Genomic DNA, 14164 nt, shown 5'->3' on the forward strand with positions numbered 1-14164 from the left:
CCGGCTCCGAGCGGCGGCCCGGCTCCGAGCGGCGGCCCGGCTCCGAGCGGTGCCCCGGCCCCGAGCGGTGCCCCGGCTTCGAGCGGTGCCCCGGCTTCGAGCGGTGCCCCGGCTCCGAGCGGTGCCCCGGCTTCGGGTGACGCCTCGGCCCCGAACGGCGCCCCCGCCGCAGAATCCCCGACGGCCGCGGACGGCCGGTCCGGACGCGACGGCCACGGGGCGCACCCCGCCAGGCCCCGGACGGTTGGCGACACCGGCGACCCCCACAACCCCCACACCCGAGTAACCGGAGCAACGGTCGTGAGCGGCGTGCACGTCGTCGCACCCCGCCAGGCCCCGGACGCGGACGAGAACGACCCGCAGGCGCTGACCGCGGTCCGCGGCCAGGTCCGCCGGGTGGTGGAGGCCGCACAGGCCGAGGCCGCCGAGATACTCGACCGGGCGCGCCGCCGGGCCGAGCGGGAGGTCGAGGAACTGCTCGCGGACGCGCGCCGCAGCGCGGAGCGGGAGGCGGCGGGGCTCCGCGCCGACGCCGACGCCCGTCGGGACGAAGCGCAGCGCCGGGAGACACGGGTCGCGGACCGCGAGGAACGCGCCGGGCAGTCGGAGACGCGGCTCGCCGAGCGTGAGGTCGAACTGGCCACGCTCGCGGAGGACCTCGCCGCCCAGAAGGCCGCGCTGGCCGCCGCGGCGGACGAGCGGCGCGCCGAGCTGGAACGGATCGCCGGGCTCTCCGCCGATGCTGCCAAGGCCGAGCTGGTGAAGGAAGTCGAGACGCAGGCGAAGCGGGAAGCCGCGATCCTGGTCCGCGACATCGAGGCCGAGGCCCGCGCGAAGGGCGAGGAGAGGGCGAGAAGAATCGTCGTCGACTCGATCCAGCGCGTCGCCAGCGAGCAGACCGCGGAGAGCGTCGTCAGTGTTCTGCACCTACCGGGCGACGAGATGAAGGGCCGGATCATCGGCCGCGAGGGCCGGAACATCCGGACGTTCGAGTCGGTCACCGGCGTGAACCTGATCATCGACGACACACCGGAAGCGGTGCTGCTGTCGTGTTTCGATCCGGTCCGGCGCGAGGTGGGACGCCTGACGCTGGAGAAGCTCGTGCTCGACGGACGGATCCACCCGCAGCGGATCGAGGAGGTCTACGAGCGCAGCCGCGACCAGGTCGAGCAGCTGTGCGTCCGGGCCGGTGAGGACGCGCTGGTGCAGGTCGGGATCGCCGACATGCACCCCGAACTGATCGCGACGCTCGGCCGCCTGCGGTACCGCACGAGCTACGGGCAGAACGTGCTCAAGCACCTGATCGAGACCGCGCACATCGCCAGCCACATGGCGGCCGAGCTGCGGCTGGACGTGGAGCTGGTGAAGCGCTCGGCGTTCCTGCACGACATCGGGAAGGCGCTCACCCACGAGGTCGAGGGCAGCCACGCGCTGATCGGCGCCGACCTGGCCCGTCGTTACGGCGAGCGGGAGGAGGTCGTGCACGCGATCGAGGCGCACCACGACGAGGTACCCCCGCGGACGCTGGAGGCGGTGCTGACGCAGGCCTCGGACGCGTGCTCGGGCGGGCGTCCGGGGGCGCGGCGCGAGAGCCTAGAGACGTACGTGAAGCGGCTGGAGCGGATCGAGCAGATCGCGAGCGGCATGCCCGGCGTCGAGAAGGTGTTCGCGATGCAGGCCGGGCGCGAAGTGCGGGTGATGGTGGCGCCGGATCAGGTGGACGACCTGGCGGCGCAGGTGCTGGCCCGCGACGTCGCGAAGCAGATCGAGGACGAGCTGACCTACCCCGGCCAGATCCGTATCACGGTCGTCCGCGAATCCCGCGCCACCGGCGTCGCGCGCTAGCGCGCACTCGACGCACCGGCGTCGCGCGCTAGCGCGCACTCGTCTGAACCTGGAGCCCGCCGAGGACGAGGCCGGCGTCCGAGCGCGAGACCGCCTCGCGCTCAGCCGTCAGGCTCGCCCCTCGGCGGGCCACCCGCCTAGATCGGCGCGGCGCCGCCGACGTGTTCCTCCAGCTCCACCGGCGCCGACGTACGGCCCGCCCTGGACAAGCGCCGCTCCAGCCACGTCGCGAACCACGACAGCAGCAGACAGGTGGCGATGTACATCGCCCCGCCCACGAGCACGAGCGGGATCAGCGGGTATTCGAAGTCCGGCGCGGTGGCCAGCTGCTTGAGCTGCTTCAGCAACTCGTCGTACGTCACCAGGAACCCGAGCGCGGTGTCCTTCAGCAGCACGACGAGCTGGCTGATGATCGCCGGCAACATCGCCCGCACCGCCTGCGGGACCAGCACCGACGACATCACCTGGGTCTTGCGCAGGCCGAGCGCGTACGCGGCCTCCGACTGACCCCGCGGCACCGACGCGACGCCTGCCCGGAACAGCTCCGCGAACACCGAGCCGTTGTAGAGCGTCAACCCCAGCACGACGGCCCAGAGCGGGCTCACGCGGAAGCCCAGCGCCGGCGTGCCGTAGTAGAAGAGGAACATCAGCAGCAGCAGCGGCACCGCACGGAACAGCTCGACGAACGCGAACGCCGGCGCGCGCAGCCACGCGTGGTCCGACAGCCGCGCCGCGGCCAGGCCGATGCCTAGCGCCAGCGCGAGTATCGCCGCGATCCCGGCGGCCTTCAGCGTGTTGAGGAAGCCTTCGAGGATCGTGATCTGCGGCTGCTTGTACGCGAAGATCTCCCACTTCTGGCTGGAGAACTGACCGGTCTCCCAGAAGCGGTAGATCACGTACCCGATCGCGCCGACGATGACGGCCGTGCCGATCACCCCGATCAGCGCGTTGCGCCGCCGGGCGCGCGGTCCGGGCACGTCGAACAGCACGGCGCTCGCGGGGTCGGTTTTCTTCCGCACCTTCGGTGCGACGGTGACGGTCATCGGGCCACGCTCCACCGGCGCTCGAGGTTGCGCTGAGCCGCCGAGAGCGGCAGCACCAGGATCAGGAAGCCGATCACGACCCAGATCAGCCCGGCCAGCGCCGGATAACCCAGCTCGGAGAGGTTCGCCCGGATCGAGCCCGCCTCGGGGACGCTGAACCCGGCCGCGATCGTCGTGTTCTTCAGCAGCGCGATCAGGATGCTCGCCAGCGGCGGGACGACCGCGCGGAACGCCTGGGGGAGCACGACGAACCGCAGCGTCTGGATGAACGTCAGGCCCACCGCGCGAGCGGCCTCGGCCTGACCGGCCGGAACCGTGTTGATCCCCGCCCGCACCGCCTCGCAGACGAATGCCGCGGTGTAGACCGACAGTGCGATCACCGCGAACGTCGTGAACGAGAAGTTGATCTCCAGGTACGGGAAGCCGAACGCGACGAAGAAGAACACCAGCGTGAGTGGCGTGTTCCGGAGCAACGTCACGTACCCGGTGCCGAACCACCGCAGCGCGGGGACCGGGGACACCCGGAACGCGCCGAGCAGCGTGCCGAGGACCAGCGCGGCCAGCGAGGCCAGGACGAACAACAGAACCGTGTTGACGAACGCCTTGCCGAACAGGCTCCAGTTGTCGGTCAGCGTGGGGACGAAGTCACTCATCGGGCTCCCGGAGGCCAAAGGAACCGTGGGGCCGTCGTCAGTGACGGACGGCCCCACGAGGTGAGGAACTCAGTAGCGCTCGAGCGCCGGCGGCGTGGCGTCAGATCCCGACTTGCCGAGCGTGGCGTCGTAGATCTTCTTCCACTCGCCGTCCTTCGCGGACGCCTCGATGATGTCGTTGATCTTGCCGCGCAGCGCGCTGTCGTCCTTGTTCAGGCCGACGCCGTACTTCTCCTCGGAGAACGGCTTGCCGACGACCTTGAGCTTGTCCGGCTGCTGGGCCGCGTAGCCCTTGAGGATCGCGTCGTCGGTGGTCACCGCGTCGACCTGCTTGTTGAGCAGGCCGTCGACGCACTGCGAGTACTTCTCGAACTCGACGGTCTTCGCCTGCTTGTACTCCTCCTTGATCCGCTGGATCGAGGTGGAGCCGGTGACCGAGCAGACCGTCTTGCCCGCGAGCGTCTCGGGGCCGGTGATCGACGTGTCGTCCTTACGCACGAGCAGGTCCTGGCCGGCGACGTAGTACGGGCCGGCGAACGAGATCTGCGTCTTGCGCTTGTCGGTGATCGAGTAGGTACCGACGTAGTAGTCGATGTCCCCGTTGACGATCGCCTGCTCGCGGTTGGCGGACGGGATCGCCTTGTACTCGATCTTGTCGTCGCCGTAGCCGAGCTTGGCAGCGATCAGCTTCGCCATCGAGATGTCGAAGCCGGAGTACTCGTTGGTCGTGGGGTCCTTGTAACCGAGGTTCGGCTGGTCTTCCTTGACACCGATGATCACCTTGCCGCGCTGCTTGATCGCGTCGAAGGTCTTCGAGCCGGAGACTGCGACGGCGCTCTCGACCGCCGAGGTCGGCTCGTCGGTGCCGCTATCGCCCTCCTTGCCACACGCGCTGAGCGCGAGGGCGCCGGCGATCGCCACTACGGCGAGCTTCCGGAGCTTCATTCGATCTCCTCCTGGGGATCCGTCGGGTAGGTCGGCGGGTCGAAACCCGAGGCGCAGTCTCAGTGGGTGAGGATCTTGGACAGGAAGTCCTTGGCCCGGTCGGACGTCGGTTTGGTGAAGAACGTGTCCGGCTCGGCCGCCTCGACGATCTGGCCGTCCGCCATGAAGACGACCCGGTCGGCGGCCCGCCGCGCGAAGCCCATCTCGTGGGTGACGACGACCATCGTCATGCCGTCCTTGGCGAGCGAGGTCATCACGTCCAGGACCTCGTTGACCATCTCGGGGTCGAGCGCGCTGGTGGGCTCGTCGAAGAGCATCACCTTCGGGCGCATCGCCAGCGCGCGGGCGATCGCCACCCGCTGCTGCTGACCGCCGGAGAGCTGCGCCGGATACTTGTCGGCCTGACTGGCGATGCCGACCCGCTCCAGCAGCTCCATCGCGTGCTTCCGGGCGGCGTCGGCCGACTCCTTCCGCACCTTGGTCGGGCCGAGCGTGACGTTCTGCAGGATCGTCTTGTGCGCGAACAGGTTGAACGACTGGAAGACCATGCCGACGTCGGCGCGGAGCCGGGCCAGCTCCTTGCCCTCGGCGGGTAGCGGGACGCCGTCGATCCGGATCTCGCCGTTCTCGATCGGTTCCAGCCGGTTGATCGCCCGGCACAGCGTCGACTTGCCGGATCCGGAGGGGCCGATGACCACCACGACCTCGCCGCGCGCGATGTCGAGGTCGATGTCGCGCAGCACGTGCAGCTCGCCGAAGTACTTGTTCACGCCCTGCACGGAGACCAGTGGAGTCTCGGTCTTCGGCTCGTCAGCCATCGGGCTCCTCTTCGACGTTAGCGCTGCCTGTGTAGAGCCGAAGACTATCGATCGGAACAAACCGATCAGGTACCGTGCGATCACGGACGCGTAACGAGAGCGGCGCAGGTCGTAGGGTGTGAGGTGTTATGAGCACCCCGATCGAAACGGCAGCGCGCACCTACGCGGTGCGCACCTTCGGCTGTCAGATGAACGTGCACGACTCCGAGCGCCTGTCCGGCCTGCTGGAGGCGTCCGGTTACCGTCCGGCCGAGGCCGGCACCGACCCCGACGTCGTCGTGCTGAACACGTGCGCCGTCCGGGAGAACGCCGACAACAAGCTGTACGGCAACCTGGGCCACCTGGCGTCGGTCAAACGCCACAAAAAGGATATGCAGATCGCGGTCGGCGGCTGTCTCGCGCAGAAAGATCGCGGGACGATCGTCGAGAGAGCCCCCTGGGTCGACGTCGTCTTCGGCACCCACAACCTCGGCGCGCTCCCCACGCTCCTGGAGCGCGCCCGGCACAACGCCGAAGCGCAGGTGGAGATCAAGGAGTCGCTGGAGACGTTCCCGTCGGCGCTGCCCGCCCGGCGCGACTCGGCGTACTCGGGATGGGTCTCGATCTCGGTCGGGTGCAACAACACCTGCACGTTCTGCATCGTCCCCTCGCTGCGCGGCAAGGAGACCGACCGGCCGCCCGCCGACGTGCTGGCCGAGGTCCGGGCGCTGGTCGCCGAGGGTGTGCTCGAGGTGACGCTGCTCGGGCAGAACGTGAACTCGTACGGCGCCGAGTTCGGTGATCGCTCCGCGTTCGCGAACCTGCTCCGCGCCTGCGGCGACGTCGAAGGCCTCGAGCGGGTCCGGTTCACGTCCCCGCACCCGCGCGATTTCACCGACGACGTGATCGACGCGATGGCCGCCACGTCGAACGTCTGCCACCAACTCCACATGCCACTACAAAGCGGTTCGGACGCCGTCCTGAAGGCGATGCGCCGCTCCTACCGCTCGGAGCGGTACCTGGGCATCCTCGACCGGGTCCGCGCCGCCATGCCGGACGCGGCGATCACGACCGACATCATCGTCGGCTTCCCCGGCGAGACCGAGGCCGACTTCCAGGCGACGCTCGACGTGGTGGCCGCCTCCCGGTTCTCCGCGGCGTTCACGTTCCAGTACTCGCAGCGCCCGGGTACGCCGGCCGCGACCATGCCCGACCAGCTGCCCAAGCAGGTCGTCCAGGAGCGTTACGAGCGGCTGATCGCGCTCCAGGAGGACATCTCCTGGGCCGAGAACAAGAAGCTGGTCGGGCGGGACGTCGAGCTGCTGGTCGCCACCGGCGAGGGTCGCAAGGACGCGGGCACCGGCCGGATGACCGGGCGGGCGCGCGACGGACGGCTGGTGCACTTCGCGGGCGACGCGAGCGTGATCCGGCCCGGCGACATCGTGCACAGCACGATCACGTACGCGGCACCGCACCACCTGATCGCCGAGGGCCCAGTGAAGAGCCACCGCCGCACCCGGGCCGGTGACAACGTCGAAGCGGGCCTCAAGCCTAGGACTTCCGGCGTCGGTCTCGGCATGCCCACGCTCGGCCCGCCGCCCGTGGCGCCGGCCCCGGTCTGCGGATAGACCCATGCGGGTTCTCCTGATCGAGGACGACGACCGGGTGGCCGGTGCGCTCTCGGTGAACCTCACCCGGCAACGGATGGACGTCGACCGGGTGGGCAGTGCCCAGCGGGCGCTGGAGCGGTTACGCACCGGCGCCCGGCACGACGTCGTCCTGCTCGACCTGGGGTTACCCGACCTCGACGGGCTGGCGCTCTGCAAGCGGATCCGCGAGCTCTGCGACGTCCCGGTGATCATGGTGACCGCCCGCACCGACATGTCCACCCGGCTGCACGGCCTGCACGTCGGCGCGGACGACTACGTCACGAAGCCGTTCGACCCCCGCGAGCTGGTGGCTCGCATTCACGCGGTGACCCGTCGCGCCAGCCGCACCGCGCCGCCGGAGTCACCGGTGGACGAGACTCCCGCGCCCGCCTCCAGCACGATCGCCGGGCCGGGCGGCGTCCGAATTGACGTTGAACGGCGGGAGGTGACCGTCGACGGGGAAGCGGTCCCGCTGACCCGTAAGGAGTTCAACCTGCTCGCGATGCTGGCGCGGCAGCCCGGGATCGTCTTCACCCGGTCGCGGATCCTCGCCGAGGTCTGGGACTCCGCCTGGGTCGGCAACCAGCGGACGCTCGAGGTGCACGTCGCCGCGGTGCGGGCGAAGCTCGGCGTCGCCGGCGTCATCGAGACCGTCCGCGGCGTCGGCTACCGCTTTCCGGCCGGGTAACCGTGCGCGCCCGGCTGTTCGTCCTCCTGCTGACGCTGATCGCGCTGGTCGTGGTCGCGTTGCTGACGCCGCTGGCGATGAACTACGCGACGAACGCCCAGCGCCAGGTCTTCATCGACCGGCTGCAGGACACGAACCGGTTCGCGCTGCTGCTCCGGGACGGCTCGGGCAGCTCGGAGGTGAACGCGCTGCGCGCCGAGATCGACCGCTACCACGACGTCTACGGGATCCCGACCGTGGTGCTGGACGCCCACCGGACCGTGCTGCTCAGCTCCGCACGCGTCGACCTGGACGATCCGGCAGTCAGCGATCGGGTCGACACCGCGCTCTCCGGCCGCAGCACCGAGGAGATGGTGATCTGGCCGTGGGAGAACCATCCGCTGGTCGTCGCGGTGCCGTTCCTGGCGGGGGAGGGCGCCGGGGTCGCCGGGGTGGTCGTCACGGTGTCGCCGACCGACGCGCTGAGAACCCGGGTCGGCACCGTCTGGCTGGTGCTCGCGGCGTTGAGCCTCGGCGCGATCGCGCTGTTCGTCGCGGTCGCCGACGCGCTCGCGACCTGGGTGCTGCGACCGGTCAGCAGCCTCGACGCGGCGGCGCACGCGATCACGTCCGGTGACCTGAGATCGCGCGCTCCGGTGGGTACGGGCCCACCGGAGCTGAGACGCCTCGCGCGAAGTTTCAACGAGATGGCCGCCACCGTGAGCGGTGCGCTCGAACAGCAACGCGCGTTCGTCGCCGAGGCGTCCCACCAGATGCGCAACCCGCTGACCGCGCTGCTGCTGCGGGTCGGGAACCTCGCCGACGCGGTCGCGGACGACCACGGCGGTCAGCTGCCCGCGCGGGCGGAAACCGAGTACGACGAGGCCGTACGTGAGGGGCAGCGGCTGCAGCGGGTCCTGGAGGAGCTGCTGGCGCTGGCCCGCGCCGAACGGCACCTCGGTGCGGTGCGGCGGGTCGACGTCGGCACGGTCCTCGACGAGCGGCTGTCCGCCTGGCGCGTCCGGGCCGACCTGCGCGGACAGATGCTCGTGCGGTCCGGCGTCGCGAGCGCCGAAGCCGTCGTCGACCCGGAGTCGCTCGCCCGCGTGCTCGACGAACTTCTCGACAACGCCAGCCGCTACGCCGGTGACGACGGCGTCATCGTCGCCGCGCTGCGGGCAGGCGCCGGGTCGCCCGGCGTCGTCCGGCTGACGATCTCCGACGACGGCGACGGCCTTCCGCTGACCGAGTTCGACAAGGTCACCGACCGGTTCTGGCGCAGCCCCAGCCACGCGAACGTCCCCGGCACCGGGTTGGGCCTGAGCATCGTCACGTCGCTGCTGCAGACGTTCGACGCCCGGCTGGAGGTGAGCCCGGGCCCCCAGGGCGGCCTGGCGGTCACCTGTGTGCTGCCGGCGCCTCCCGCGCCGCCGTCGTCGGCTTCCCCGCCCGAAAAGCCCACTTCGGACGTCATGAGCCCGGCCACCGCAGCCGACGCGCCGCCGCCCGAGGTCCTGGCCGAGCGTCAGGGCTTGACCGAGCGGTAGTAGCGGACCGCTCCCGGGTGCAACGGGACTGTCGCGGTGCTGATCGCCGACCGCACGTCGAGCACCCGGCCGCTCGGCACCACGTCGGCGATCCGGGTGCGGTGCGAGAACAGCGCGGCGGTGAGGCGGTAGACCAGATCGTCGTCGAGGGCCCGGCTGGCCAGCAGGTAGCTCGGCACCGCCGCGGTGCGGGTGTCCGGGACCCCGGTGTAGGTGCCCTCCGGGACGGTGGCGAGTTGGTAGAACGACCCGTACTGGCCCTGCAGCGTCGCGACGTACCGCTCGATCGGCAGCAGCCGGATCGGCACGGTCCCGGCAAGCGTCGCCACCGCAGCGGTGGGGAGGCCGCCCACCCAGAAGAACGCGTCCAGGTCCCCGGCGGCAAGCAGCCGCGCGGACTCGCTCACCCCGTAGCCCCGCCGCACGATGTCCCGGTTGTCGTCCATGTGCGCGGCGGCGAGCAGCCGTCGTGCGGTGATCTCCACCGACGAACCCTGCGACCCCACCGACACCCGCTTGCCGCGCAGGTCGGACAGCGTCCGGATCGGTGCATCCTGACGCACGACGACCTGCACGTACTCGTCGTAGATCCGCGCGACCGCGCGGATCCGGCCGGGTGCGCCGGCGGCCTCCTCCAGCGCCGGGATCCGGAACGCGGTGTCGGCGGAGATGAACGTGAGGTCGGCGCGTCCACCGGCCAGCCGGGTGAGGTTGTCGACCGACCCGCTGCTGTTGTCGACGCGGACGCGGAGCTCCGGCAGCTCGTCGGCGAGGACCTCCTCGAACGCCAGCCCGTACGCCTCGTAGACGCCGCCGACGCCGCCGGTGCTGATCCGGATCCCACCCGGCGGGTAGTGGACCGGATCACACACCGGCTCGCGGCAGCCACGTAACGCCACCAGCCCGACCGCGGCGATGGCGAGCGCCACCACGGTGACCAGCAGCACCCAGCGTCGCCGCCGGGTCAGGACGGGCAGGACTACCCCGCTTGTTCGGCGAGGTTGAGGAACTGGCGCTTGGAGGCCAGCGCCTTCTCCGCCTCGGCGATCCGACGCTGGTCACCCTGCGCGCGGGCGCGCTCGAGTTGCTTCTCGGCCTTGGCGACCTGCTCCCGCATCTGAGCAAGCAGCGGGTTGCTCTCCACGCTGCCGCGCCGCCACTCGGCGTCGGCGGCGACCCGGACCCGCTCCTCGACCGCACGCAGACGCCGGTCGAGGTGCGCGACGGCCTCGCGCGGCACCCGGCCGATCTCGTCCCAGCGGGCCTGCACGTCGCGCATCGCGGCCTGAGCGGCCCGCAGGTCGGTCTCCGGGTCGATCCGCTCGGCCTCGGCCAGCAGCTCTTCCTTCTTGGTCTGGTTGCCCTTCAGCTCGGCGTCCCGCTCGGAGAACGTCGCCGACCGGTGCGCGAAGAAAGTGTCCTGCGCGGCCCGGAACCGCTTCCAGAGCTGCTCCTCGGCGTCCCGGGGCGCCCGCCCAGCAGCCTTCCAGTCCGCCATCAGCTGCTTCAGACGCGCGGCCGTGGCCTGCCAGTCGGTCGACTCCGCCAGCTCCTCGGCCTCGGTGACCAGCTGCTCCTTGATCGCCTGGACCTGCTTGCGCTGCGCGTCCAGACCGGCGAAGTGGCTACCCCGGCGGCGGCTGAACCCGTCACGGGCCGCCGCGTAGCGGCGCCACAGCTCGGTGTCGGTCTTCCGGTCGACGCCGCGGATCGTCTTCCACTCGGCGAGGATGTCGCGCAGCCGGTCGCCGGCGACCTTCCACTGGGTGGAGTTCGTGGCGATGTCCTCGGCCTCGGCGACCAGTGCCTGCTTCCGGGCGGTGGCCTCCTCGCGGGCGCGGGCCTTCGCGGCCTTCTGCTCGTCGGCCTTCGCGCTGGAGGACTCGATCAGCGTGTCGAGCCGGGTGGCCAGCGCGGCGAGGTCGCCGATGACGGCCGCGGTGGCCAGCGACTCGCGCAGCCGGGCCGCGGAGGACTTCGTGTGCGCCGCGTCGCTCATGCCGCCGTTCAGGCGCGCTTCGAGCAGCTCGACCTCGGTGACCAGGTCGTCGTAGCGCCGCTGGTAGTGGTGCAGACCCTCTTCGGCGGTGCCGGCCTGCCAGGAGCCGATCGCGCGGTCGCCCTCGGCGGTGCGGACGTAGACGGTGCCCTCGGCGTCGATCCACCCGAAGTCGCCCGCGGACGTGCTGCCGGGGGTGGGACCGGCCGGGGCCTCGGCCGCGGCCGCGGGGACATCCGCCGGGGTGGCAGCGTGCGCGACATCGGCGGGCGTGACCGCAACGTCGGCGGGAGCGACGTCGGCGGGGGTCCCGGCGGGAGCGACGTCCGTCGGGCTCGCGCCAGGGACGACGTCAACCGGGGTCGCGGCTGCGGGCGCGGCCGGGACGTCGGCCGGGGTCGCGGGGGGTGCGACGTCGGCCGGGGTCGCGGGGGGTGCGACGTCGGCCGGGGTGACGAGGGCGGACACGTCGGCCGGGGTGACGGCGGCGGGCTCGCTCGTCTCGGCGGGCGCGGACGCGGACGGCGCGATGGCGGCGGCGATCTCGGCCGGGGTGACGGCGACCGGGCCCGGCGCCTCGGCCGGTTCGGCCGACTGGTCCGACTGGTCCGGCTGGGCCGGCTGGGTCTCCCCGGACGGCTGGGCCTGCCCGGCGGCGTCCGCGGGCGGGCTGACGTCGGCCGACGCGGGCGCGGCCGGAGCCGCCGCCACGTCCGCGGACTCCGTGGGCGACGACTCCGCAGGCGTCCTCGCAGGCGGCGTGGCCGCGGTGCTGTCGCTGCCGGAAGTGTCCATGACCATCCTCGTTCCCGTTCCGGTGGCGGGTATATTCACCACCGCATCTGCTGCGCCACCCTGGGTGAGCCGGTCGCCGCCGCGGGAGCGGCCGCAGGCCGGGTCGTGGGCTGCCTGACGAGCATTGTCACAGGTTCCGGCGAACTACTTCGCACCGATGGGGCGATCGGTGCTGCATCTGTCGATCATTCCGGGCGGATCAGGCGTACGAACAGCACGGTGAGACTCCTCCAGCCTCGCACGTACCCCAAGCTCAGGGCGGTGCGCAAGGGCCGGATCAACAAGCCTCATCCCGCATCTGTCGGATATCCGGTTGCCGTGCCGCGGTCCGATTCGGCCCGGCGGTTACCCTTCCGGGGTGTTGCTCGCCGCCGCCGTCTGTCCTCATCCGCCGCTCCTGGTGCCGCAGCTCACCGGCGCCTCGGTGCAGCAGCCATCGAACGGTCCCGCGGCGGCGGTCGCTGCCCTGCGAGAGACCGCCCTCGCGGCCGTGCGTGACCTTCTCGCCGTGGGAGACGAGGCGGGCACCGACCTGGACGTCGTGGTGGTCGGCACCGGTCCGACGCCGGGCAGCGCGGCACCCGACGCGGTCGGGTCGCTCGCGGGCTACGGCGCGGACGTGACGGTCGCGCTGACCCGGGGCGAGCCCGGCACCGCGGCCCCGTCGCTGCCGCTCTCGGTGACCGTCGGTGTCTGGCTGCTGCGCGAGGCCGGGTACCCCGGTCCGGTGCGCGCCCGGGTCGTCACCGAGCACGCGACCCCGGCCGAGTGCGCCGACCTGGGCGCCCGGATCGCCGCGTTCCCGACCCCGACCGTGCTGCTGGTGATGGGCGACGGCTCGGCGAGCCGGGACGAGAAGGCGCCCGGAGCGCTCGATCCGCGGGCGGTGCCGTTCGACACCGCGGTCGCCGACGCGCTGGCCGCCGTCGACACCGCCGCGCTGGGCGCGCTCGACCCGGCGCTGGCCCGCGAACTGCTCGCCGCGGGCCGAGCGCCGTGGCAGATCCTCGCCGGTGCGGTGGAGGCCGACGGGCGTCCGTGGAAGGGCGAGCTGCGGTCGACGGACGCACCGTACGGCGTCGGGTACCTGGTCGCGTCCTGGTCGCCGGTGTGACGCTCCCGCCGGACGCGCCGGACGCGCCGGACGCGCCGGACGCGCCGGACGTGTCGGACGTGTCGAACCCGGCCGGCTCGGCGGGCCTGGTCGGCCCGGCTGGCCCGGTCGGCCTGTCGGGGCTGGTCGGAGGGCCGGCTGTTCTCGCGGTCGTGGGGCCCACCGCGACCGGGAAGTCCGGGCTGGGTGTCGCGCTCGCGAAAGCGCTCGGCGGCGAGGTGGTCAACGCCGACTCGATGCAGCTCTACCGCGGCATGGACATCGGCACGGCGAAGCTGACGCTCGCCGAGCGGGACGGCGTCCCGCACCACCTGCTCGACGTCTGGCCGGTCACCGAGACCGCCAGCGTTGCCGCCTACCAGCGGCTGGCCCGCGCGACGATCGACGAACTGCGCGCGGCCGGACGCGTGCCGATCCTGGTCGGCGGCTCCGGGCTGTACGTCGACGCGGTACTCGACCGGATGGAGTTCCCCGGCACCGACCCCGCGCTGCGTGCCGCGCTGGAGGCCGAACTCGCCGCGGACGGACCGGCCCCGCTGTACGCGCGACTGGCGGCCGCCGACCCCGCCGCGGCGGCCGCGATCCTGCCCAGCAACGGACGCCGGATCGTGCGGGCGCTCGAGGTGATCGCGCTGACCGGCTCGTTCGCCGCGGAGCTGCCCACCGAGCCGCAGCCGTACTACCCGGCCGTCCGGATCGGCCTGGACCGGCCGGTGGAGGAGCTCGACGCCCGGGTCGAGCAGCGCGTCGACGTGATGTGGGCGGCCGGCCTGGTCGAAGAGGTGCGCGCGCTGGAACGCGTCGGGCTGCGCGAGGGGCGGACGGCGTCCCGGGCGCTCGGGTACGCGCAGGTGCTGCGGATGTTCGACGGCGAACTGGACGAACCGGGCGCGATCACCGCCACCCAAGCCTCGACCCGGCGCTTCGTCCGGCGGCAGCGGTCCTGGTTCCGCCGGGACGCCCGGGTGCGGTGGCTCGACCCGAGCGATGAGCAGCGGGTACTGGACGAGGCCTTGGCACTTGTGCCTCAGGGGTCACAGAAACTGGCGCCGGAAGCACGCGACAACCCTCGTAGGATCTAGAGGCGTGAGCGCCTCCGCACCATCCCCC

Annotated in this window: 12 protein-coding genes; 6 read left to right on the forward strand and 6 right to left on the reverse strand. The window is 71.9% G+C overall.

The genetic code is table 11. The features are described from left to right. Positions 1-309: 309 nt before the first annotated feature. On the forward strand, positions 310-1845 hold the full coding sequence (gene rny / locus BUB75_RS46945) for a ribonuclease Y (protein WP_425430860.1): 1536 nt from the start codon (positions 310-312) through the stop codon (positions 1843-1845). 137 nt (positions 1846-1982) lie between these two features. Here rny and BUB75_RS03000 read toward each other — a convergent pair whose 3' ends face one another. From BUB75_RS03000 to BUB75_RS03015, 4 genes are all read right to left on the reverse strand, one after another. After that, entirely contained in the window at positions 1983-2888 is a 906-nt protein-coding gene (locus BUB75_RS03000; RefSeq protein WP_073252678.1) for an amino acid ABC transporter permease, read from the reverse strand. Then, the gene (locus BUB75_RS03005) at positions 2885-3541 is read right to left on the reverse strand and encodes an amino acid ABC transporter permease (RefSeq protein WP_073251140.1); all 657 of its coding nucleotides are present in this window, start codon (positions 3539-3541) and stop codon (positions 2885-2887) included. The genes BUB75_RS03000 and BUB75_RS03005 overlap by 4 nt, the downstream gene beginning before the upstream one ends. A 69-nt stretch (positions 3542-3610) precedes the next feature. Next, complete coding sequence (locus BUB75_RS03010) at positions 3611-4486, reverse strand: glutamate ABC transporter substrate-binding protein (protein ID WP_073251142.1); 876 nt, start codon at positions 4484-4486, stop codon at positions 3611-3613. A 59-nt stretch (positions 4487-4545) separates the two neighbouring features. Continuing rightward, positions 4546-5304 (reverse strand): amino acid ABC transporter ATP-binding protein, encoded by a 759-nt coding sequence (locus BUB75_RS03015; RefSeq protein ID WP_073251144.1) that lies wholly within the window; start codon positions 5302-5304, stop codon positions 4546-4548. Positions 5305-5432: 128 nt separating this feature from the next. Here BUB75_RS03015 and miaB point away from each other — a divergent pair, with 128 nt between their 5' ends. The 3 genes from miaB to BUB75_RS03030 are packed head-to-tail and all read left to right on the forward strand — an operon-like array spanning position 5433 to position 9146. Further along, a complete protein-coding gene (gene miaB / locus BUB75_RS03020; protein ID WP_073251146.1) occupies positions 5433-6911 on the forward strand; it encodes a tRNA (N6-isopentenyl adenosine(37)-C2)-methylthiotransferase MiaB in 1479 nt (492 codons plus the stop codon). A 4-nt stretch (positions 6912-6915) separates the two neighbouring features. Continuing rightward, positions 6916-7620 carry a response regulator transcription factor gene (locus BUB75_RS03025; RefSeq protein WP_073251148.1) on the forward strand — a complete coding sequence of 235 codons (705 nt, stop codon included), beginning with the start codon at positions 6916-6918 and terminating at the stop codon, positions 7618-7620. A 2-nt stretch (positions 7621-7622) separates the two neighbouring features. Beyond that, positions 7623-9146 carry a sensor histidine kinase gene (locus tag BUB75_RS03030; protein ID WP_073251151.1) on the forward strand — a complete coding sequence of 508 codons (1524 nt, stop codon included), beginning with the start codon at positions 7623-7625 and terminating at the stop codon, positions 9144-9146. Here the strand turns inward: BUB75_RS03030 and BUB75_RS03035 are convergent. Together BUB75_RS03035 and BUB75_RS03040 are read right to left on the reverse strand one after the other, a co-directional pair. Further along, on the reverse strand, positions 9125-10093 hold the full coding sequence (locus BUB75_RS03035; RefSeq protein ID WP_178379749.1) for a TAXI family TRAP transporter solute-binding subunit: 969 nt from the start codon (positions 10091-10093) through the stop codon (positions 9125-9127). The two genes, BUB75_RS03030 and BUB75_RS03035, sit on opposite strands and share 22 nt — an antisense overlap. 32 nt (positions 10094-10125) lie before the next feature. Beyond that, complete coding sequence (locus tag BUB75_RS03040) at positions 10126-11307, reverse strand: DUF349 domain-containing protein (protein ID WP_073252680.1); 1182 nt, start codon at positions 11305-11307, stop codon at positions 10126-10128. Between the two features lie 991 nt (positions 11308-12298). Between BUB75_RS03040 and BUB75_RS03045 the strand changes: the two genes are divergently transcribed. After that, on the forward strand, positions 12299-13054 hold the full coding sequence (locus tag BUB75_RS03045) for a class III extradiol dioxygenase subunit B-like domain-containing protein (protein ID WP_073251153.1): 756 nt from the start codon (positions 12299-12301) through the stop codon (positions 13052-13054). Further along, positions 13051-14136, forward strand: a complete 1086-nt coding sequence (miaA, locus tag BUB75_RS03050; RefSeq protein WP_143174999.1) for a tRNA (adenosine(37)-N6)-dimethylallyltransferase MiaA — start codon at positions 13051-13053, stop codon at positions 14134-14136. The genes BUB75_RS03045 and miaA overlap by 4 nt, the downstream gene beginning before the upstream one ends. Positions 14137-14164: the final 28 nt, after the last annotated feature.

Origin of the sequence: Cryptosporangium aurantiacum, assembly GCF_900143005.1 — a bacterium.
Classification (GTDB): domain Bacteria; phylum Actinomycetota; class Actinomycetes; order Mycobacteriales; family Cryptosporangiaceae; genus Cryptosporangium; species Cryptosporangium aurantiacum.

What these genes read in the sequence shown, in the direction of transcription:
- BUB75_RS03005 (WP_073251140.1), bottom strand. Translation starts at nt 3,541, where the DNA reads ATGAGTGACTTCGTCCCCACGCTGACCGACAACTGGAGCCTGTTCGGC.
- miaB (WP_073251146.1), top strand. Translation starts at nt 5,433, where the DNA reads ATGAGCACCCCGATCGAAACGGCAGCGCGCACCTACGCGGTGCGCACC.
- BUB75_RS03010 (WP_073251142.1), bottom strand. Translation starts at nt 4,486, where the DNA reads ATGAAGCTCCGGAAGCTCGCCGTAGTGGCGATCGCCGGCGCCCTCGCG.
- BUB75_RS03015 (WP_073251144.1), bottom strand. Translation starts at nt 5,304, where the DNA reads ATGGCTGACGAGCCGAAGACCGAGACTCCACTGGTCTCCGTGCAGGGC.
- BUB75_RS03000 (WP_073252678.1), bottom strand. Translation starts at nt 2,888, where the DNA reads ATGACCGTCACCGTCGCACCGAAGGTGCGGAAGAAAACCGACCCCGCG.
- BUB75_RS03025 (WP_073251148.1), top strand. Translation starts at nt 6,916, where the DNA reads ATGCGGGTTCTCCTGATCGAGGACGACGACCGGGTGGCCGGTGCGCTC.